The organism is Ruminococcus sp. NATIVEDY161 (genome assembly GCF_045819895.1).
Classification (GTDB): domain Bacteria; phylum Bacillota; class Clostridia; order Oscillospirales; family Acutalibacteraceae; genus Ruminococcoides.
This window is the reverse complement of sequence record NZ_CP162392.1, coordinates 925567-944655: the sequence shown is the minus strand read 5'-3', so window position 1 is coordinate 944655 and position 19089 is coordinate 925567. Positions and strand designations below refer to the sequence as shown.

21 protein-coding genes are annotated in these 19089 nt (G+C 47.0%); 15 read left to right on the top strand and 6 right to left on the bottom strand.

The features are described from left to right. The first annotated feature begins 2 nt into the window (after positions 1–2). Genes AB1I50_RS04540 through AB1I50_RS04530 form a run of 3 tightly spaced genes read left to right on the top strand, consistent with a single transcriptional unit; the run spans position 3 to position 4288 of the window. A complete protein-coding gene (locus AB1I50_RS04540; RefSeq protein WP_407725318.1) occupies positions 3–1679 on the top strand; it encodes a [Fe-Fe] hydrogenase large subunit C-terminal domain-containing protein in 1677 nt (558 codons plus the stop codon). After that, entirely contained in the window at positions 1672–2844 is a 1173-nt protein-coding gene (locus AB1I50_RS04535; protein WP_407725050.1) for a SpoIIE family protein phosphatase, read from the top strand. The genes AB1I50_RS04540 and AB1I50_RS04535 overlap by 8 nt, the downstream gene beginning before the upstream one ends. 10 nt (positions 2845–2854) lie before the next feature. Then, entirely contained in the window at positions 2855–4288 is a 1434-nt protein-coding gene (locus tag AB1I50_RS04530; RefSeq protein ID WP_407725049.1) for a 4Fe-4S dicluster domain-containing protein, read from the top strand. A gap of 83 nt (positions 4289–4371) precedes the next feature. Here AB1I50_RS04530 and AB1I50_RS04525 read toward each other — a convergent pair whose 3' ends face one another. Both AB1I50_RS04525 and AB1I50_RS04520 read right to left on the bottom strand, forming a co-directional pair. Next, positions 4372–4728 carry a TnpV protein gene (locus AB1I50_RS04525; protein WP_407725048.1) on the bottom strand — a complete coding sequence of 119 codons (357 nt, stop codon included), beginning with the start codon at positions 4726–4728 and terminating at the stop codon, positions 4372–4374. Positions 4729–4731: 3 nt separating this feature from the next. Next, the gene (locus AB1I50_RS04520) at positions 4732–4911 is read right to left on the bottom strand and encodes a hypothetical protein (protein WP_407725047.1); all 180 of its coding nucleotides are present in this window, start codon (positions 4909–4911) and stop codon (positions 4732–4734) included. 304 nt (positions 4912–5215) lie between these two features. Between AB1I50_RS04520 and AB1I50_RS04515 the strand changes: the two genes are divergently transcribed. Beyond that, positions 5216–6196 (top strand): Gfo/Idh/MocA family protein, encoded by a 981-nt coding sequence (locus AB1I50_RS04515; RefSeq protein ID WP_407725046.1) that lies wholly within the window; start codon positions 5216–5218, stop codon positions 6194–6196. 231 nt (positions 6197–6427) lie between these two features. Here AB1I50_RS04515 and AB1I50_RS04510 read toward each other — a convergent pair whose 3' ends face one another. Continuing rightward, the gene (locus tag AB1I50_RS04510; protein ID WP_407725045.1) at positions 6428–6664 is read right to left on the bottom strand and encodes a hypothetical protein; all 237 of its coding nucleotides are present in this window, start codon (positions 6662–6664) and stop codon (positions 6428–6430) included. 3 nt (positions 6665–6667) lie between these two features. On the opposite strand from AB1I50_RS04510, the gene AB1I50_RS04505 reads away from it, so the two are divergent. After that, the gene (locus tag AB1I50_RS04505; protein WP_407725044.1) at positions 6668–7006 is read left to right on the top strand and encodes a DUF6110 family protein; all 339 of its coding nucleotides are present in this window, start codon (positions 6668–6670) and stop codon (positions 7004–7006) included. Next, positions 6996–9071: a heavy metal translocating P-type ATPase gene (locus AB1I50_RS04500; RefSeq protein WP_407725043.1), complete on the top strand. Its 2076-nt coding sequence runs from the start codon at positions 6996–6998 to the stop codon at positions 9069–9071. The genes AB1I50_RS04505 and AB1I50_RS04500 overlap by 11 nt, the downstream gene beginning before the upstream one ends. Positions 9072–9108: 37 nt before the next feature. Here the strand turns inward: AB1I50_RS04500 and AB1I50_RS04495 are convergent, their stop codons facing one another. Further along, a complete protein-coding gene (locus AB1I50_RS04495) occupies positions 9109–9465 on the bottom strand; it encodes a TnpV protein (RefSeq protein ID WP_407725042.1) in 357 nt (118 codons plus the stop codon). 99 nt (positions 9466–9564) lie between these two features. Here AB1I50_RS04495 and AB1I50_RS04490 point away from each other — a divergent pair, with 99 nt between their 5' ends. Continuing rightward, positions 9565–9888, top strand: a complete 324-nt coding sequence (locus AB1I50_RS04490; protein ID WP_407725041.1) for an inorganic diphosphatase — start codon at positions 9565–9567, stop codon at positions 9886–9888. 75 nt (positions 9889–9963) lie between these two features. Here the strand turns inward: AB1I50_RS04490 and AB1I50_RS04485 are convergent, their stop codons facing one another. Next, positions 9964–10206 carry a hypothetical protein gene (locus AB1I50_RS04485; RefSeq protein ID WP_407725040.1) on the bottom strand — a complete coding sequence of 81 codons (243 nt, stop codon included), beginning with the start codon at positions 10204–10206 and terminating at the stop codon, positions 9964–9966. Positions 10207–10418: 212 nt separating this feature from the next. Further along, complete coding sequence (locus AB1I50_RS04480; protein ID WP_407720998.1) at positions 10419–11093, bottom strand: Crp/Fnr family transcriptional regulator; 675 nt, start codon at positions 11091–11093, stop codon at positions 10419–10421. A gap of 96 nt (positions 11094–11189) precedes the next feature. Between AB1I50_RS04480 and AB1I50_RS04475 the strand changes: the two genes are divergently transcribed. The 8 genes from AB1I50_RS04475 to AB1I50_RS04440 all read left to right on the top strand — a co-directional run bounded on the left by AB1I50_RS04475 (position 11190) and on the right by AB1I50_RS04440 (position 19076). Beyond that, positions 11190–11897, top strand: coding sequence for an ATP-binding protein (locus AB1I50_RS04475; protein WP_407720997.1), 708 nt, complete (start codon positions 11190–11192; stop codon positions 11895–11897). A 51-nt stretch (positions 11898–11948) separates the two neighbouring features. After that, a complete protein-coding gene (locus tag AB1I50_RS04470) occupies positions 11949–12899 on the top strand; it encodes an L-lactate dehydrogenase (RefSeq protein WP_407725039.1) in 951 nt (316 codons plus the stop codon). Between the two features lie 460 nt (positions 12900–13359). Further along, positions 13360–14280, top strand: coding sequence for a LysR family transcriptional regulator (locus AB1I50_RS04465; protein WP_407725038.1), 921 nt, complete (start codon positions 13360–13362; stop codon positions 14278–14280). A gap of 181 nt (positions 14281–14461) precedes the next feature. Further along, positions 14462–15070, top strand: coding sequence for a redox-sensing transcriptional repressor Rex (locus AB1I50_RS04460; RefSeq protein ID WP_407725037.1), 609 nt, complete (start codon positions 14462–14464; stop codon positions 15068–15070). A gap of 15 nt (positions 15071–15085) precedes the next feature. Continuing rightward, positions 15086–17809: a bifunctional acetaldehyde-CoA/alcohol dehydrogenase gene (adhE, locus tag AB1I50_RS04455; protein WP_407725036.1), complete on the top strand. Its 2724-nt coding sequence runs from the start codon at positions 15086–15088 to the stop codon at positions 17807–17809. A gap of 14 nt (positions 17810–17823) precedes the next feature. Then, the gene (locus tag AB1I50_RS04450; RefSeq protein ID WP_407725035.1) at positions 17824–18573 is read left to right on the top strand and encodes an RIO1 family regulatory kinase/ATPase domain-containing protein; all 750 of its coding nucleotides are present in this window, start codon (positions 17824–17826) and stop codon (positions 18571–18573) included. A 13-nt stretch (positions 18574–18586) separates the two neighbouring features. After that, positions 18587–18826 carry a (2Fe-2S) ferredoxin domain-containing protein gene (locus AB1I50_RS04445; protein ID WP_316626433.1) on the top strand — a complete coding sequence of 80 codons (240 nt, stop codon included), beginning with the start codon at positions 18587–18589 and terminating at the stop codon, positions 18824–18826. A gap of 1 nt (position 18827) precedes the next feature. Continuing rightward, positions 18828–19076: a (2Fe-2S) ferredoxin domain-containing protein gene (locus AB1I50_RS04440; RefSeq protein ID WP_407725034.1), complete on the top strand. Its 249-nt coding sequence runs from the start codon at positions 18828–18830 to the stop codon at positions 19074–19076. Positions 19077–19089: the final 13 nt, after the last annotated feature.

Sequence of the window (19089 nt, the reverse complement as noted above, 5' to 3'; positions counted from 1 at the left end):
AGATGTCGAACTGTTTGACATTAAAAAAATCAAATTGCAAAAATTGTTATAAATGTATTCGCCATTGTCCGGTAAAGTCAATTCGCTTTTCCGGAAATCAGGCGCATATTATAGGCAATGAGTGTATTCTTTGCGGTCACTGCTTTGTAGTGTGTCCGCAAAATGCCAAGCAAATCGTAGATGAAACCGAAAAGGTGCGCGTTCTGCTGCAAAGCGGAGATCCCGTTATCGTCAGCCTTGCGCCGTCATTTATCGCAAATTATACCGGCGTGGGCATTGAATCAATGCGTACGGCTCTGAAAAAACTCGGATTTTACGACGTTGAAGAAACCGCTTTGGGCGCGACGATCGTCAAGCGTGAATACGATCGCATTCTTCAGGATGAGGATAGAGATATCGTGATTTCCTCCTGCTGTCATTCCGTGAATTTGCTGATCCAAAAATATTTCCCGAGCTGTTTGCCGTATCTTGCCGATGTTTTGTCGCCGATGCAGGCACATTGCAAGGATATAAAGAAGCGTATTCCCAACGCTAAGACCGTATTCATCGGACCTTGCGTTGCCAAAAAAGACGAAGCGGAGTATTATAAGGGCATTGTTGACGCCACACTGACCTTCGAGGAGTTGTCCGCGTGGTTGAAAGAGGAAAACATCACCCTCGAACAAAAAACCGACAATACAGAAAATAGTCTTGCGCGGTTTTTCCCGACGACCGGCGGTATTCTGAAAACTATGTCGCAAAAGGCACAGGATTATACTTACTTTGCGGTTGACGGCGTAGAAAACTGTATTGCTGCCCTGAAGGATATTGCGGACGGCAATGTTCACAAGTGCTTTATTGAAATGAGCGCTTGCGCAGGAAGCTGCATAGGCGGTCCTGTTATGGAAAAGCACCGTCTGAACCCGGTCAGTGATTACGCTGCCGTTGCCAAATACGCCGGTAAGTATGATTTTGAGATCGATCAACCGGAAGCGGTCGAGACGAAGAAAATCTTCGAGTTCATTGCGCAGCGTTCGGCAAAGCCCTCTGATTATGAGATCAATCAGATTTTGCGTCAAATGGGTAAATTCAAGCCCTCTCAGGAGCTGAACTGCGGTTCCTGCGGCTACGATACCTGCCGCGAAAAGGCGGTTGCCATTTATCAGGGCAAGGCGGAAATCTCAATGTGTCTGCCGTTTTTGAAGGACAAAGCGGAAAGCTTTTCGGACACAATCGTTAAAAACACGCCCAACGGCTTGATCGTCGTGAACGATTTGCTGGAGGTACAGCAAATCAATTCCGCCGCACTGAAGATATTGAATCTGCGAGCCGCGTCGGATGTAATGGGTACGCAGGTGGTGAGGATCCTCGATCCTCTGCCGTTTATGAACGTGCAGTCCACTCGCCGCGGTATATACAACGAGCGCACATTTTTAGCCGAGTATGACCGCTATGTGGAAATGACAGTCGTTCCCGACAAAGAGAGCAATATGTTGATCTGCATTATGACGGACGTTACCGAGGAGGAAACCGCTCGCCGCCGCAAGGAGGATATCAGCCGTCAAACGGTGGAGGTCGCAGACAAGGTAGTCGATAAGCAAATGCGCATCGTACAGGAGATCGCTTCGCTGCTCGGAGAAACTGCTGCCGAAACAAAAATTGCGCTGTCAAAGCTGAAGGAGTCGATTACGGATGAATGATTTATGTGCGGAAATCGGCTACAAAAGCATTAACCACGACGGCGAACAGCTCTGCGGCGACCATATTGATATAGTAGAGCAGGGCGCTGATTCTACCGTTATTGTGTTGGCGGACGGTATGGGCAGCGGAGTAAAAGCGAGTATTCTGTCTACGCTGACCTCCAAGATCATCTCGACAATGATGGCGGAGGGACTGCCATTGGAGGAATGTGTGTCTACCATTGCCGCAACGCTCCCTGTCTGCTCGGTACGCGGCGTTGCTTACTCCACCTTTACCATTATGCACATTATCAACTCCCGTACCATCGAGCTGATCCAATATGATAACCCTCACATCATCTATATCCGCGACGGCGCTCTTTACGATTACGCCAAAACCGAGCTCAGTATCGGCGGAAAAACGATATACAAATCTGTTATCCGCCTACAGGAGGATGACATCATCATCGCCATGAGCGACGGCTGTCCTCACGCCGGGATCGGTATTGCCTATAACTTCGGATGGAAATGGGAAGATATTGCCGAATATATGCTGGGTATGTCAGAAGGCGGCTTCACTGCTAAGGTGCTTTCCACGCTGCTGATTGACGAGGTCAACCGCCTATACAACGGTAAGCCCGGCGATGACGCAACCGCTTGTGTTATTAAAATCCGCAAGCGTGTTCCGATGAACATTCTTTTCGGCCCTCCTTCCGACAGGGACGATTGCGACCGTATGATGAGCCTGTTTTTCTCAAAGGAGGGCAAGCATATCATCTGCGGCGGAACGACTTCTTCCATCGCCGCAAAGTGGCTGCGGAAACCGCTCAGACCAAAGCTCAGCTTTGAGCGCAGCGACGTGCCGCCGATTGCGGAGCTGGAGGGCGTCGATTTGGTAACCGAAGGCGTTATCACCATCAACAAGGTCGTGGAATATGCCAACGACTATATTAATAACAACGATTCCTATGAGGAATGGGGCTACAGCAATGACGGTGCTTCGCTTATAAGCCGTCTGTTGTTTGAGGAAGCGACGGATATAAATTTTTATGTCGGCAAGGCTGTTAACCCGGCACATCAAAATCCCGATTTGCCGATAAATTTCAACATTAAAATGAATTTGGTGCAGGAGCTTTCAAAGGCGCTCAAGCTGATGGGCAAACGCATCAAGGTCAGTTATTTTTAGGTGAACGCAAATGAATAAGTTAAGAAAATTTGATACCAAGGTGCAGTATTTGAAATACAAGGTGCTGCGCGAGGTCGCGCGGCAGGCGTGGAACGATACGCTGTTGGAGAACGTGCTGGATATTCCGAAAATCATCGTTCCCGGCAAAACGCCGACCATGCGCTGTTGCGTATATAAAGAGAGGGCGATCCTCGCCGAGCGTGTTAAAATCGCTATGGGCGGTAACTCTGACCGTCAAAATGTTATAGAGGTAATCGACATCGCCTGTGACGAATGTCCTGCCGCCGGCTATGAGGTCACAGATTCCTGCCGCGGCTGTTTGGCTCACCGTTGCGAAGATGTGTGCAAGCGAGGCGCGATTCACTTTGACCACAATCACGTGGCGCATATCGATAAAAGCAAATGCGTGGAATGCGGTCAGTGTGCCAAGGTCTGCCCTTATTCCGCAATCGCTAACCGCAAGCGCCCCTGTCAGAATGCCTGCAAAATCAATGCGATCAGCATTAATGAAGATAAGGCGGCGCAGATCAACGATGAAAAGTGCATTTCATGCGGAGCGTGTGTTTATCAGTGCCCGTTCGGCGCTATCAGCGACAAATCCTTTATTTTGAATGTCATTGATTTGCTGAAGAAATGCGAACGGGGAAAGAACTATAAGCTTTATGCTGTTGTTGCGCCGTCTATTTCCAGCCAGTTTACTTACGCAAAGCTCGGTCAGGTGATCACCGGTCTTAAAGAGCTTGGGTTCCATACGGTCGTAGAAGCCGCTCTCGGCGCGGACATGGTAGCGCAAGCGGAATCAAAGGAGCTTGCGGAAACAGGCTTTTTAACCAGCTCCTGCTGCCCTGCTTTTGTTGAATATATCAACAAATCATTTCCTGAGCTTAAGCCGAATGTCTCACACAATCTATCGCCGATGGCGACGATCGCCAAGTATATCAAGGATACAACGCCAAATGCAAAAATTGTATTCATCGGACCGTGTACGGCAAAAAAGATGGAGGTTCAGTTGGATACCGTCAAGCCCTATGTGGATTCCGCATTGACATTTGAGGAGTTACAGGCGCTGTTTGACAGCCGGGATATTGACCTCACCACACTGGAGGAGGGCGTGCTCGACAACGCTTCCTACTTTGGCAGAATATTCGCCCGCTGCGGCGGACTTGCCGACGCGGTTGCCGAGGGCTTGAAGGAGCAGGGGCTTGATGATTTTGAACTGAATGCGGTTTCCTGCGACGGCATTGAGGAATGTAAAAAAGCGCTGACGCTGAAAAGCAAAAATGTTCTTAAAGCGAACTTCATTGAAGGCATGGCGTGCGTTGGCGGCTGTATCGGCGGCGCAGGCTGTCTGACCCACGGCGCAAAGGACAAAATGCAGGTCGATAAGTACGGACAGGAAGCAATGGAGAAAACCATCCTTGACGCTATCTCGATCCTTAAATAGTTCAGTTCAACCGTTTTTATTCTTTCAATTTGATAAAATATGCAAAAAGCCTGATGACTTCAATCGAAATCATCAGGCTTTCCTTATGTGTAAATCAATTCTGTATTTACTATCTCCTGTGCTCTATTACGGATATTGTTCATCTTACTCACCCATAGCATTGGATTAGATGCTTTGAGTTGTTCGGTGCAGCCTTCTTCCTTAGCGAAAGCCTGTACAAGCTCGTCGTACATCTTCCGTGCCTGTTCATCAATATCGGCAAGATATTCGTTTAGCTTGCATTTGGAGAGCAGGTTGGTGTAGAGAATAGGGCGGCTTCGTTTGATATAGCGAAGGTGTTGTTGTCCCCACAAGCCGATTGGACGGCTATCCTGTTCGGGTAACTTTAGATTGGGAAGTAAATAATCTCCCTGCTGTGTGTATGTAATCTTTGTAGCCATAATTCAGACCTCCTTGACTTTTATTTTCTTGACTTTGGTTTTCGTGAGCTTGATCAGCAGCTCATCAATGATATCGGTGTACCTACCCTGTGCTATTAGGTTGTTCCTCAAATCAATCAAGCTGTTGATGACTGTGCGCCTTTCATCAGGCGATAGATACAAGTGGTATTTTGGATTTTTCATTGCATTACCTCTGTTTGTTTGATATAATCAGTATAAACGAGAATGCTTGAGAAATCGAATGTGCGGATTGAATTTTGTGAATAATTTTGGGGTGCGTAAGCGCGTGACTTGGTAGAGCGCCAGGTTCGCAATCTGGAGGTCAGGGGTTCGATCCCCCTATGGTCCACCACCGCCGCCCGAGTTTGCTCGGGCGGTATTTCTATTATATTAACATCCCGATAAATCGGTATTTGTAGAGTACCTATATTACAGAATAACTGATTATAAGACAGATGAACTACAGGGAAGGAGATTCGAGAAAAATATGAGCAAAGAGATAAAATGGGCTGTACTGGGAACAGGTGTAATTGCAAATGAAATGGCTGCAGGTCTTCAGAAAATGGGTAAATCTCTTTATGCAGTAGGAAATCGAACCTATGATAAAGCGGTTGCTTTTGCAGAAAAGTATGGTATCGAAAAAGTCTATCCGTCAATCGATGAAATGTTTGCCGATGAAGATGTGGATGTTATCTACATAACGACTCCTCATAATACCCATTATGGTTTTATGAAGAAAGCTTTGGAAAATGGTAAACACATCCTGGTTGAAAAATCTATCACTTTGAATTCTTCAGAACTATGCGAAATGATCAGCCTGGCAAATGAAAGAGGCCTTATACTTGCAGAAGCAATGACAATCTGGCACATGCCGATATACAAGGAACTGTGGAAGATCATAGAAAATGGAGAGCTTGGAAAAGTTCAGATGATAACGGTGAACTTTGGAAGCTTCAAAGATTATGATATGAAGAACAGGTTTTTTAATCGAAAATTGGCAGGTGGAGCAATGCTTGATATTGGAGTATATGCCCTAAGCATTGTCCGTAGCTTCATGGAAGAAAAACCCGAAAATCTGATGAGCCAGTGGAAGAGTGCACCGACCGGAGTTGATGAGCAGGCGACTATTCTATTACAAAATGATAAGAATCAGATGGCAACTGTAGCTCTTACCATGCACTCAAAGCAACCTAAACGAGCAATGATAAGTTGTGAAAAGGGCTATATAGAGATAATGGAGTTTCCACGTGCTGATAAAGCGATTATTACAGAAGCCTTAACCGGCGAAAAAAGGGAAATATCAGCAGGGAATACGGCAGATGCTTTGTACTATGAGCTTACAGATATGGAAACAGCAATTAATAGCGGAGATGCTTCTGTTATGAAACTACAGTATTCGATTGATGTAATGGATATTATGACAAGGCTTAGAAATGAATGGGGATTGAAATATCCTGAGGAAGAGTAAATCGGAAGTTAAATGAACAAATTCTGATTTGTTGTTTTAGAGTATAAAAAGTTAAAGCCCGCCTGCTCACGCGATGTGAACAGGCGGGTAAATTTTATGCCGTAATCGGAATACTCTCGCTTTCCTCCATACCGATGAAAAATTGGCGGATATTCATATTCAGCTCTACATTCAGTTCATAGTTGCGGTAAACGTCAACGCGTTTGATCATCAAATAGTCTTGACCTGATTTCAAATATTTGATATAATAAATCCAATACATAACGACACAAGCAGCGCACGGCGCGTAAGTCTGATTACGGTACTCTCGTCAAGGTTAGTGTGGTGTTCTCTCATCATCGCTTCACGGACGGCGAGAGTACATTGATACACGCCGTATTTCTCGGTAAACATATTGAGCATATCAGGCTTGCGGTCGGAAATCTTCAAAAGATTCATTGTTCCGTTGCCTATATCGCAGAGGAACATATTATGACATCATTAGGAAAAGGCGCATTGATATTCTTTGGAGGCGTGTTGTTCGGTACAGCGGGAATCAAAGCGTTATCAAGCAGAGACGCAAAAAAAGCATATACCCATTGCACCGCCGCAGCGCTGAGAGCCAAAAAAAGCGTTATGGAAACTGTAACTAAGGTTCAGGAAAACGCTGAGGATATTTATGCCGAGGCAAAGCAAATCAATCTTGAACGCGAGGAAAGCGAAAATCCCATAGAGTCTGAACCTGAAAAGTCCGTCGTGACTGAATCTAAAAAAGCCGTAGAGTCTGAACCCGAAAAGACGGTCGAGTCGACAGAAGAAAATGAAATTTAAAATACTGCACGAGATCCGAGGTCGGCTGAGGGTACATATTTTGAACCGATACAGCCGGTTGGAGCTTGACAAGCTGTTTTGTGCGCTGAACTCCGAACGTCAAATCAAACGCTGTAAGGTTTACCCTGCGACAAACGATTTGATGATCGAATATTTTGGCAGCAAAGAGGATGCGATCAAACTCCTGTGTCAGACAGAGCCCGATACATCAGTGATTCCCGAACACGCGCTCACATCCGTAACGGCGGCAAGGGAACTGCGGCAGGAATACACAGGCAAGCTGTTGCGGAAGATCGCAGGACGGTATTTAAGGCGGTTTCTCGTTCCGCGCTATATCCGTATCGCTATCCTCGCCGTCAAAGCCGCGCAGTATATTTGGAAAGCACTAAGGTGTCTGTCAAAGGGCAAGCTGGAGGTCTCTGTTTTGGACGCGACAGCCATCACGGTTTCGCTGATCAGACGCGATTTCAAAACTGCCGGTTCGGTGATGTTCCTGCTGGAGATCGGCGAGATATTGGAGGGCTGGACACACAAAAAATCCATCAGTGATTTGGCAGGCAGTATGTCTTTGAATGTCGGCAAAGTTTGGCTGAAAACTGGCAGACAGCCTGTTTTGGTCAAGTCGTCGGAAATCCAATCCGGCAACGAGATCATTGTCAACGCCGGAAGTATGATCCCCTTTGACGGTACTGTCAGCGGCGGCGAAGCGATGGTGAATCAATCGACGCTTACGGGAGAAGGCGTGCCTGTACGCAGAAACGCCGGCGCGACCGTTTACGCCGGAACGGTGATTGAGGAAGGCGAGCTGACAATCTGCGTCACGCAGAACGCCGGCTCTACCCGATATGACAAAATCGTTTCAATGATCGAAGAAACGGAAAAGCTGAAATCAAGTGTAGAAAGTAAAGCGGAACATCTCGCCGACAGGCTGGTGCCGTTTACCTTCCTCGGAACGGCGCTGGTATGGATGTTGACGCGCAACGTGATCAAAGCGCTGTCCGTGCTGATGGTCGATTTTTCCTGCGCTCTGAAGCTCGCAATGCCCATTACGGTTTTGTCCGCTATCAGAGAGGCGAACGCCTACGGCATTACGGTCAAGGGTGGCAAGTTTCTTGAAAAGGTCGCTGCGGCGAATACGATCGTTTTTGACAAAACGGGAACGCTCACCGAGGCGAATCCAACTGTCCACAGCGTCGTGTCCTTCTGTGACAAAACACCGGATGAGCTATTGCGTATCGCCGCGTGTTTAGAGGAACATTTTCCTCATTCCATTGCAAACGCGGTCGTCCGTGCGGCTGCCGATAAAGGTCTGACGCACGATGAAATGCACACAAAGGTCGAGTATGTGGTAGCGCACGGCGTGAAATCCACCATTGACGGTGCAGAGGTGTTGATCGGCAGTTATCACTTTATTTTTGAGGATATGGGATCGGCTGTTCCGCTTGGAACAGAGCAAAAACTGCTTGCGATATCAGGCGAGTTTTCAAGACTGTATCTGTCCATTGACGGCTGGCTTGCGGCGGTCATTTGCATTGAAGATCCGCTCCGTGAGGAAGCGCCGGAGGTTATCGCACAGCTCAAAGAGCTTGGCTTTGATAACATAGTGATGATGACGGGCGACAGCAAGCACACAGCGAAAGCTATCGCCGAGAGAGTCGGCGTTGACCGCTTCTATGCGGAGATCTTGCCCGAGGAAAAGGCGCAGTTTGTTTTGAATGAAAAAGCGAAGGGCAACACGGTGGTAATGATCGGTGACGGCGTGAACGATTCGCCCGCGCTTTCATCAGCAGATGTGGGTATCGCTATTTCCAACGGCGCGCCGATTGCAAGAGAGATAGCGGACATTACGATTTCCGAGAACGATTTGGGCAGCATTGTCACACTGAGAAAGCTCAGCACGGCAATGATGAAGCGTATCGACAGAAATTACCGCTCTATCCTCTCCGTTAACAGCGGACTGATAGCGCTGGGAGTCGGCGGTTTAGCGCAGCCAACCACGACCGCTATGCTGCATAACGCATCAACACTTGGGATAGGATTGTTAAGTACAAAGAAACTGATATAGAAAAAACGCCTGCCGGTCATAGATCGGCAGGCTGATTTTATTGATATATCATTTCATTATTGACGATTTCTTCGGCACGATTGCGGATATTGTTCATTTTTCGCACCCACAGCATTGGATTATCTGCTTTAAGCTGTTCAGTTACACCTTCGTGCTCCGCAAGTCGTTTTACTAACTGAAAGAACATATCCTCTGCCTGTTTGTCAATATCGGCAAGATAAGTGGTGAGTTTGCAGCTTGTCAGAAGGTTAGTGTAAATGATGGGATGATGTTTTTCAAGGTATCTCAAATGCCGCTTGCCCCATATACCAATCTTAACAGTTGGCTGTTCGGGTAATTTCAAATCGGGCAGAAGATAATCTCCCTGTTGTGTGTATGTGATTTTTGTAGCCATAACTCAAACCTCCTTAACTTTGATTCTCTTGACTTTGGCTTTGGTGAGTTTTGTGTTATACTTTTGGAAAGATAAATCGGAATTTACGGAGAATTATAAATGATTGGAGATATTGTTACAGTAACAGTTGATAGACCGCTTGGGAGTTATCATCCAAAACACAGGGATATTTATTATCCGATTAATTACGGATATGTTAAAGGCGTTCTTGCGCCTGATGGCGAAGAACAAGATGCTTATATTCTCGGTGTAAATCAAGCGATTGATGAATTCACAGGAAAAATTATTGCAATTATTCATCGAATAAATGATATTGAGAGTAAGTGGGTAGTTTGTCCGGTTGACTGTACGTTTACAAAAGAAGAAATCCGTGAACAAGTCTTCTTTCAAGAACAATACTTTCAAACTGAAATAATAATATAAATTCTGATTTGTTGTTTTAGAGTATAAAAAAGTTAAAACCCGCCTGCTCACGAGATGTGAACAGGCGGGTAAATTTTATGCTGTAATCGGAATACTCTCGCTTTCCTCCATACCGAGGAAGAACTGGCGGATATTCATATTCAGCTCTACATTCAGTTCATAGTTGCGGTAAACATCAACTCGTTTGATCATCGAATTGACGATCATTTTCTTCGCCTCAATAGAAGCGCTGTCGTACAGGCTCGACCAAGAAATGATCTCGTCGTATTGTTCGTTGAGGTCTTTGATAGTAAAAGGAATACTCTCTGTTTCCTCCATATGCGGCAATAGAAAAACCGTACGCAGAAATAAAAGAGTAACCTTTACCGACCTGATGATGGGGCTGTCATACGAATGTGAGCCAATGTTCCGCACGGTTGGTTTATCAAGAAGAAGGGTCTCTATGAAGGCTGAAAGCCCTTATCAAAATACAAATTTAAAATAAAGTAAGCCTGATGACTTCAATCGAAATCATCAGGCTGATCTTGTGTTTAAACCAAATTATCTATTATTTTTATTCTCTTCCCGTCAATAACCAGTAAGCCCTCATTCTGCATCCTTCCGAGTTCTCTGGATAGAGCGCTGCGATTTACACCGAGGTATTCGGCGAGGGCGGTTTGCGTGAACGGGATCTTTACATATTCATCCTTGTCCTTCGGAAGTGTGCGGAGATAAATAAATATCCGGTCACGCAGGCTTTTCTGGCTGAGTATCCTCACCTTTTGGTTTAGAATAAGGTTCTTATTCGCAAGGCTTTTTATCAGATTTCTCGCGAGAATGATTTGTATCGAGGTATTATCCGCAGCTGCGTAGATCATTTCCAAATCAATAAAAAGCACAACGCAATCTTCAACAGCTCTGACTTGAACAGGGCTGTTTTTTGCCCGATTGATAACCAAGCTTTCGCCAAACAGATAGCCGTTTGTGAAGGTGAGCATTGTGATTTGGTCAAAGTTCTCGTTCTGGAAGGAACTCTCGATTTTGCCCTTCAATAATAACCCTGCATATTGTCCGGTTCCGCCGAGTTGAATGATATAGTCATCTTTAACGACCTTTTTTATGCGTCCGTTCAACAGCTTGATCGCATCGGCAAGCTGTTCATCCTTTATTCCGTCAAACAGGTAACATTTGCGGATAGAGCAAATGTAATCTTGGTTTGTAAGCATCAAAATCACCTCATATTTAGAATATCATAAAAGTGTTGCTGTGGCAACAGCTTTTTGATGGTGAATAAATTATGATATATACAAGAGGTGAGAATAATGATTAGAAAGATAATCAAAATAGATGAAGAAAAATGCAACGGTTGCGGCGCTTGCGCCAACGCGTGCCACGAGGGCGCTATTGATATGGTGAACGGCAAGGCAAAGCTGATGCGTGAGAATTTCTGCGACGGCTTCGGTGATTGTCTGCCGAGTTGTCCGACAGGAGCAATTACCTTTGAGGAGCGCGAGGCTCCCGAATATGATGAAACAGCAGTTAAGAAAGCGCAGGAGGAGAAGAAAATGGAAATGCACCATCATCAGGGCGGCTGCCCCGGTTCAAGAATGATGACCTTTGATAAATCCGAAGTTGAGGAAACACCTGTCGTAACAGGCAAGCCTGTATCAAGGCTCAACCAGTGGCCTTGCCAGATCAAACTGCTGCCCACAGTCGCACCGTTTTATGACGGCGCAAAGCTGCTGATCGCCGCCGACTGTACCGCCTACGCCTACGCCAATATGCACGAGGACTTTATGAAGGGAAAAATCACCCTGATTGGATGTCCGAAACTCGATATGGTGGACTACACCGACAAGCTGAGCGAGATCATCAGCAATAACGATATCAAGAGCGTCACTATTGTCCGTATGGAAGTGCCGTGCTGCGGAGGTTTGCAGAGAGCCGCGGAGCAGGCGCTCAGAAACAGCGGAAAGTTCATTCCGTGGCAGGTCGTGACGATTACAAGAGACGGTCAGATTTTAGATTAATCTTGCCAATACGGTATATAATACAATCAGAAAAGAAAAGGAGTGACTGCTATGGTAGAAATAAACAGCAGAAAAGCCGCTATTATCGGCTGTGGATTTGTAGGCTCGGCTTCGGCGTTTGCGCTGATGGAAAGTCATTTGTTCTCGGAGATCGTCCTGATCGACGCTGACAGGAACAGAGCCGAGGGCGAAGCTCTCGACATCAGCCACGGACTTCCTTTCTCAAAGCCTATGCAGATCTACGCGGGCAGCTATGAGGATATCAGCGACGCCGCGGTAGTTATCGTGACAGCAGGCGCCGGACAGAAGCCCGGTGAAACAAGACTTGATTTAGTGAAGAAGAATGTAGCGATCTTCAAGTCGATCATTCCCGAAATTGTGAAATATAATAAAGACGGGATCCTTTTGGTGGTTGCCAATCCCGTAGATATTTTAACTTATGTCGCTAAACAGCTCAGCGGTTTTCCGTCAAACAGAGTTTTCGGTTCGGGCACGGTACTCGATACTGCAAGATTGAAGTATTTGCTCGGCGAACATCTCGGTGTTGACAGCAGAAGTATTCACGCTTTTATCATCGGCGAACACGGCGACAGCGAGATAGCCGCTTGGAGCAGCGCCAATGTGTCGGGAGTTCCGCTTCACAAGTTCTGTGAAATGCGCGGACATTATCAGCATCAACGGGCAATGAGAGAAATTGCAGACGGCGTGAAGAACAGCGCTTATGAGATCATCGAAAAGAAAAAGGCTACCTACTACGGTATCGCTATGTCGGTCAAGCGGATCTGCGAGGCGATCGTCAGGGATGAAAAATCCGTATTGCCTGTTTCAAGCATACAGACAGGCGAGGAAATAAACGGCGTTGCTCTCAGTATGCCTGCTATTGTGGGCAAGCACGGCGTAGAAGGTCAGGTGCCGATCGAACTGAACGACAAGGAAAAAGCGGCGTTGAAACAATCCGCCGATACGCTGAAATCGGTTATCGGCGACGTATTAAATGACTGATTGCAGTACGCTGACAGCGTAATACTCGCCGAGCACTGCGGCGAGGAAGGCGAACTCGGTACATCGGCAATCTTCCTGCCGTGATTTATTATTCCGTTTTTATTCTTCGTTTCATACTATAATTTTTAGCCGTATCAATCGGCGGTTATCCGCCGGTTGATACGGCTCTTTCAGTATTCTTTTTACAGCGTCAATTCAGGCTGAGCTTGCAGTGTCAGCGGAATGACCAAATGAGCCGACCGAAGATCAACGGTACATTCATATGGCAGGAAGGAATGCGCTTCATCGAAAACGATGACGAAAGCTCCGTCTGAGAATGGACACAGTCAGATACATTTCCTAACGATCACCGCTAATCATAAGCAAAAACGGCTGTTATTGACGATATTCGCTTTTGATTTATGTTGCAATTCGACCGGAAGTATGGTATCATTTAATTAGTTCCAAAGGGGGTGTCGGGATGAACGTTATCCATATGAAATATGCGGTCGAAGTCGCAAAAGCCGGTTCGATAAACAAGGCGAGTGAAACACTGCTTGTGGCACAGCCGAATTTAAGCCGTTCCATAAAGGAGCTTGAAGCGGATTTGGGGATCACCATCTTTTTGCGCACGTCGAAAGGTATGACACTCACGCCCAAAGGCGAAGAATTTATGGGATACGCCCAAAACATCCTCAGTCAGCTTGATGAACTTGAAACGATGTATAAGTCGGAATTGCCCGCAAAACAAACCTTTTCTGTTTCTGTTCCCCGCGCAAGCTACATAGCCGACGCCTTCTCAAAATTCACAAACTGTATCGACAAAGGCTCTGCGGAGATATATTATCAGGAAACCAACTCTCACAACGCTATTACAAATATATTGGAGCACAATTATCATTTGGGGATTATCCGTTACGCCTCTCATTTTGATAATTATTTCAAAACTTTGCTTGATGAAAAGGGCTTGAAGTATGAATTGGTCGCGGAATTCCGATATGTGCTGGTGATGAACGCAAGGCATCCTCTCGCTCGGAAAGAGGAGATACGCTATCAGGATTTAGAGCCGTATATACAGATCTCACATGCCGACCCGTATGTTCCCTCTTTACCTGCGGCAACCGTGCTCAAGGATGAACATACCGTCAACTGCACCCGCAACATCTTTGTTTTTGAGCGCGGCGGTCAGTTCCACCTGCTCTCTCAAAATCCGGATACGTTTATGTGGGTCTCTCCATTGCCCGACGATATTATTTCGGGCTTTGGTCTTGTGCAAAGGAGCTGTCCCGATAATCATAAGCTCTACCGGGATATGCTGATATGCCGCAAGGATTACCGACTCAGCAAGCTGGATCGGGATTTTATGACCGAGCTATACAAATCAAAACAAAATATTCTGTAAAAAAGCAGCAGCCTTTTCCTTTTGAAATCGGCTGCTGCTTGTGTTTTTTGGGTAAAAACTACCTGTTTTTTGTTATTCGAGATGTGGTATATCGATAAATATATTACCGATATACCATTTTAGTTATTCACATATTGAGAAAATATTGTATAATATTAACAAGCGAACAGGAGGTGAGTCTTTGCAGTCCGCAATTTCAAAAGCAACGCTCGGTCGGCTTCCGACTTATTTGCGTTATTTGGAAAACATATCAAGCGAACATATCTCGGCACCGGCAATCGCAAGAGCGCTTGGCTTGGGCGAGGTCCTGGTGCGCAAGGATTTGAGCCTTGTGTGCGGAAAAGGAAAGCCCAAAACAGGCTATGCTACCGACGCGCTGAAGGCTTCGCTGAGAACTGCGCTGGGCGTCAACAATGTTACCCCGGCAGTTTTGGTCGGAGCAGGCAAGCTCGGAACCGCTTTGATGGATTATAGAGGCTTCCGTGATTATGGAATGGAGATAATAGCGGCATTTGACAAGGATGCGGGAAAAAGCCGTATAGCGTCCGGCAAGCCCGTTTATTCCATGGAACAGCTGCGACGGTTTTGCCAGATGCAAGACGTCAAAATCGGTATTATTACCGTTCCTGCCAACGCGGCGCAATCGGTTTGCGATCAGCTGATCGCGAGCGGAATTGAAGCGGTTTGGAATTTTTCGCCTGTTACGCTTAAGATCCCGCAGGGCATAGCGTTGCAAAACGAAAACTTAGCATTATCCTTGGCACATCTGCACAGTACGCAAATTGATTAAATCAGGAGGAGAACAATGGAAACAAACAAGAAAAATTATGAGATCGTTGACGGCGTAGAAAAACTGGAAGCCGCGCTCGCCAGAGCCAGAGCGGCACAGAAGATCTTTGCCACCTACACGCAGGAACAGGTTGACGCTATCTTTTTAGCGGCGGCAACCGCAGCAAACCAGGCAAGAATTCCTCTCGCGCAAATGGCAGTGGAAGAAACCGGCATGGGTATCGTGGAGGACAAGGTCATCAAGAACCACTATGCCAGCGAATATATCTACAACCAGTACCGCGACGTCAAAACATGCGGCGTGATCGAAGAAGACACTGCCTTCGGCACCAAGAAGATCGCCGAGCCGATCGGCGTTGTAGGTGCGGTTATTCCCACTACAAACCCCACGTCCACCGCAATTTTTAAAGCGTTGATTTGTCTGAAAACCAGAAACGCTATCATCATCAGCCCGCATCCCCGCGCAAAGAAGAGCACCATCGAAGCAGCAAAGGTCGTTCTGGAGGCGGCGGTAGCAGCCGGCGCACCGGAAAACATTATTGCATGGATCGACGTTCCCTCGCTGGAAATGACCAATCTGGTTATGCAGGAGGCGGATATCATCCTCGCGACAGGCGGCCCCGGCATGGTAAAGGCGGCGTACTCCAGCGGCAAGCCCGCTCTCGGCGTAGGCGCAGGCAACACACCTGCCATCATTGACGACAGCGCCGACATTACATTGGCTGTAAACTCAATCATCCACTCAAAAACCTTTGACAACGGTATGATTTGCGCTTCCGAGCAGTCCACGATCGTACTCGACAAGGTCTATGACGCCGTAAAACAGGAATTTGCTGCACGCGGCTGCTATTTCCTTAAGGACGACGAGTTGGATAAGGTTCGTAAAACCATCATTATCAACGGCGCTCTCAACGCGAAAATCGTAGGACAAAAGGCGGCAAAAATCGCCGAGCTGTCAGGCGTAACGGTTCCCGCCGGCACTAAGATTCTTATCGGCGAGGTGGAATCAGTTGACCTAAGCGAGGAATTCGCACATGAAAAGCTCAGCCCTGTTCTCGCCATGTACCGCGCTAAGGACATTCAGGACGCGTTCGGCAAGGCGGAGCAGCTTGTTGCGGACGGCGGCTACGGTCATACTTCTTCCATTTACCTTGACGCTGTTAACGAAAAGGACAAGCTTGATGAATTTGCGGCGCGTATGAAAACCTGCCGTATTTTGGTAAACACTCCGTCTTCTCAGGGCGGTATCGGTGACCTCTACAACTTCAAGCTTTCGCCTTCGCTCACCCTTGGCTGCGGCTCATGGGGCGGAAACTCCGTCAGCGAAAATGTCGGTGTAAAGCATTTAGTCAACATCAAAACAGTTGCCGAAAGGAGAGAGAATATGCTTTGGTTCAGAGCGCCTGAGAAGGTATATATCAAGAAGGGTTGTATGCCTGTTGCCCTTGATGAACTGAAAAATGTTATGAATAAGAAGCGCGTGTTCCTTGTAACCGACAGCTTTCTTTACAAGAACGGATACACAAAGCCCATTACCGATAAACTCAACGAACTGGGAATTCAGTACACCGCTTTTGCGGATGTTGAGCCAGATCCTACACTTGCCTGTGCTATCAAAGGCGCAGAGCAGATGAAATCCTTTGAGCCCGACACGATTATCGCTCTCGGCGGCGGTTCCGCAATGGACGCGGCGAAAATTATGTGGGTTCTTTACGAGCATCCCGAAGCGAACTTTATGGATATGGCAATGCGCTTTTCCGATATTCGCAAGAGAATCTACACATTCCCGAAGATGGGCGAAAAGGCTTACTTTATCGCTATATCAACCTCTGCCGGTACAGGATCTGAGGTAACTCCTTTCGCTGTTATCACCGATGAAAAGACAGGTGTTAAATATCCGCTTGCCGATTACGAGCTGTTGCCTAATATGGCGATTGTCGACGCTGATTTCCATATGACAGCACCCAAGGGCTTGACCGCCGCTTCCGGTATTGACGCTGTTACCCATGCGCTTGAGGCTTACGCTTCAATGATGGCAACAGATTATACCGACGGCTTGGCACTGAGAGCCTTAAAGATGATTTTTGAGTATTTGCCCAGAGCCTATGACAATGGACTTAATGACCCCGAAGCCAGAGAGAAAATGGCAAATGCAGCTACAATGGCAGGCATGGCGTTTGCCAACGCCTTCCTCGGCGTATGCCACTCCATGGCGCATAAGCTCGGTGCTTTCCATCACCTTCCTCACGGTGTTGCAAACGCTTTGATGATTGACGAGGTTCTCCGTTTCAATGCGGCAGAGGTTCCGGCAAAGATGGGAACATTCCCGCAGTATGACCATCCCCATACACTTGCGCGTTATGCAGAGGTTGCCGATTACCTTGGAGTTAACGGTAAGAATGACAGCGAAAAGCTTGCGAATCTGATTGAGAAGATTGACGAACTCAAGGCAAGAGTCGGCATTAAGTCCACCATTAAAGAATACGTCCCCGATGAGAAGGACTTTCTTGACAGACTTGACGATATGACCGTACAGGCGTTTGACGACCAATGCACCGGAGCTAACCCCCGTTATCCGCTTATGAGCGAAATCAAGCAGATGTATCTTAACGCTTATTACGGCAAGACCTTCGAGGAAACCGCAACACCCGACGAAAAACAGCTCAGCGGAGAAATTGACAAAAGTGACTTTAAGCAGTCGTTCCGCAGAGCCAAGAACGGTATTCATAAAAATCTGTAAGGGAGGAACAGAACATGACACTGGATAGAGTAATCGCGGTAAGAACCGCCAAAACCGTCTATCGTGACGGCGACCTTTGTATAAAGGTATTTAACGAAGAGTTTTCCAAAGCCGACGTGCTTAACGAAGCGCTGAATCAGGCGCGTATCGAGGAGATCGGTCTGAATATCCCCAAGATCCATGAGGTAACAAAAATTGACGGAAAATGGGCGATCGTGTCTGATTTTATCGAAGGAAAAACGCTGCAGCAGCTGATGGACGAGGATCCCGATAAAAAGGATGAGTACCTTAATATGTTTGTTGATCTGCAGCTTACGGTCCTCAGCAAAACCTGTCCTCTGCTCAACAAACTCAAGGATAAAATGAACAGCAAAATCAGCATGGCGGAGCTGGACGCTACCACACGCTATGACCTGCATACCAGATTAAACGGAATGCCTAAGCACAACAAGGTATGTCACGGCGACTTTAATCCGTCCAACATCATCATTGCCGAGGACGGCACGCCCTACATCATCGACTGGTCTCACGCTACCCAGGGTAACGGCGCCGCTGACGCGGCAAGAACTTATTTGCTGTTTTGGCTCAAGGGAGATATAGAAACAGCAAAGCAGTATCTCGACCTGTTCTGCAAAAAGAGCGACACCGCTAAGCAGTATGTCCAGAAGTGGATGCCGATCGTAGCGGCTTCACAGTCCGTAAAGGGCAACGAAAAGGAACGTGAGTTCCTGCTCAGCTGGGTAAACGTTGTCGAGTACGAATAAGGAGGAAGTCAGAATGAAAGTAACCGTATGTATCGGCTCTTCCTGCCACATAAAGGGCTCGCGCCGGGTGGTAGAGCAGCTTCAGCTCCTTGTTGCCGAAAACGACCTCAGCGACAAGGTGGAGCTGGGAGGCACCTTCTGTATGGGACAGTGCCAAAAGGGCGTTTGCGTTACCGTTGACGATACCTTCTATTCGGTATCTCCCGAAAACGTAGGCGAATTCTTTGAAACAAACATAAAGGCAAAGGTATAAAATGAACATACAGATTTGCGTTGGCTCGTCGTGCCACCTCAAGGGCTCGGAACAGGTTGTCGATTTGTTTCAAAAGGCTATTGAGGAACGCAATCTGACGGATAAAATCACTCTTGCGGGTAGCTTCTGTATCGGACGCTGCAACCGCGAGGGTGTTACCGTTCGGGTTGACGACGAGATCATTATGGGTGTGACGCCTGCAACGTTTGAAAGCTTTTTTGAAACCGAAATCTTAGCAAAACTCTATTGAAAGTGAGCGGACA

Excerpts from the sequence above, each read along its gene's own strand:
- AB1I50_RS04540 (WP_407725318.1), top strand. The coding sequence starts at position 3 with ATGTCGAACTGTTTGACATTAAAAAAATCAAATTGCAAAAATTGTTAT.
- AB1I50_RS04535 (WP_407725050.1), top strand. The coding sequence starts at position 1,672 with ATGAATGATTTATGTGCGGAAATCGGCTACAAAAGCATTAACCACGAC.
- AB1I50_RS04530 (WP_407725049.1), top strand. The coding sequence starts at position 2,855 with ATGAATAAGTTAAGAAAATTTGATACCAAGGTGCAGTATTTGAAATAC.
- AB1I50_RS04525 (WP_407725048.1), bottom strand. The coding sequence starts at position 4,728 with ATGGCTACAAAGATTACATACACACAGCAGGGAGATTATTTACTTCCC.
- AB1I50_RS04520 (WP_407725047.1), bottom strand. The coding sequence starts at position 4,911 with ATGAAAAATCCAAAATACCACTTGTATCTATCGCCTGATGAAAGGCGC.
- AB1I50_RS04515 (WP_407725046.1), top strand. The coding sequence starts at position 5,216 with ATGAGCAAAGAGATAAAATGGGCTGTACTGGGAACAGGTGTAATTGCA.
- AB1I50_RS04510 (WP_407725045.1), bottom strand. The coding sequence starts at position 6,664 with ATGTTCCTCTGCGATATAGGCAACGGAACAATGAATCTTTTGAAGATT.
- AB1I50_RS04505 (WP_407725044.1), top strand. The coding sequence starts at position 6,668 with ATGACATCATTAGGAAAAGGCGCATTGATATTCTTTGGAGGCGTGTTG.
- AB1I50_RS04500 (WP_407725043.1), top strand. The coding sequence starts at position 6,996 with ATGAAATTTAAAATACTGCACGAGATCCGAGGTCGGCTGAGGGTACAT.
- AB1I50_RS04495 (WP_407725042.1), bottom strand. The coding sequence starts at position 9,465 with ATGGCTACAAAAATCACATACACACAACAGGGAGATTATCTTCTGCCC.
- AB1I50_RS04490 (WP_407725041.1), top strand. The coding sequence starts at position 9,565 with ATGATTGGAGATATTGTTACAGTAACAGTTGATAGACCGCTTGGGAGT.
- AB1I50_RS04485 (WP_407725040.1), bottom strand. The coding sequence starts at position 10,206 with ATGGAGGAAACAGAGAGTATTCCTTTTACTATCAAAGACCTCAACGAA.
- AB1I50_RS04480 (WP_407720998.1), bottom strand. The coding sequence starts at position 11,093 with ATGCTTACAAACCAAGATTACATTTGCTCTATCCGCAAATGTTACCTG.
- AB1I50_RS04475 (WP_407720997.1), top strand. The coding sequence starts at position 11,190 with ATGATTAGAAAGATAATCAAAATAGATGAAGAAAAATGCAACGGTTGC.
- AB1I50_RS04470 (WP_407725039.1), top strand. The coding sequence starts at position 11,949 with ATGGTAGAAATAAACAGCAGAAAAGCCGCTATTATCGGCTGTGGATTT.
- AB1I50_RS04465 (WP_407725038.1), top strand. The coding sequence starts at position 13,360 with ATGAACGTTATCCATATGAAATATGCGGTCGAAGTCGCAAAAGCCGGT.
- adhE (WP_407725036.1), top strand. The coding sequence starts at position 15,086 with ATGGAAACAAACAAGAAAAATTATGAGATCGTTGACGGCGTAGAAAAA.
- AB1I50_RS04450 (WP_407725035.1), top strand. The coding sequence starts at position 17,824 with ATGACACTGGATAGAGTAATCGCGGTAAGAACCGCCAAAACCGTCTAT.
- AB1I50_RS04445 (WP_316626433.1), top strand. The coding sequence starts at position 18,587 with ATGAAAGTAACCGTATGTATCGGCTCTTCCTGCCACATAAAGGGCTCG.
- AB1I50_RS04440 (WP_407725034.1), top strand. The coding sequence starts at position 18,828 with ATGAACATACAGATTTGCGTTGGCTCGTCGTGCCACCTCAAGGGCTCG.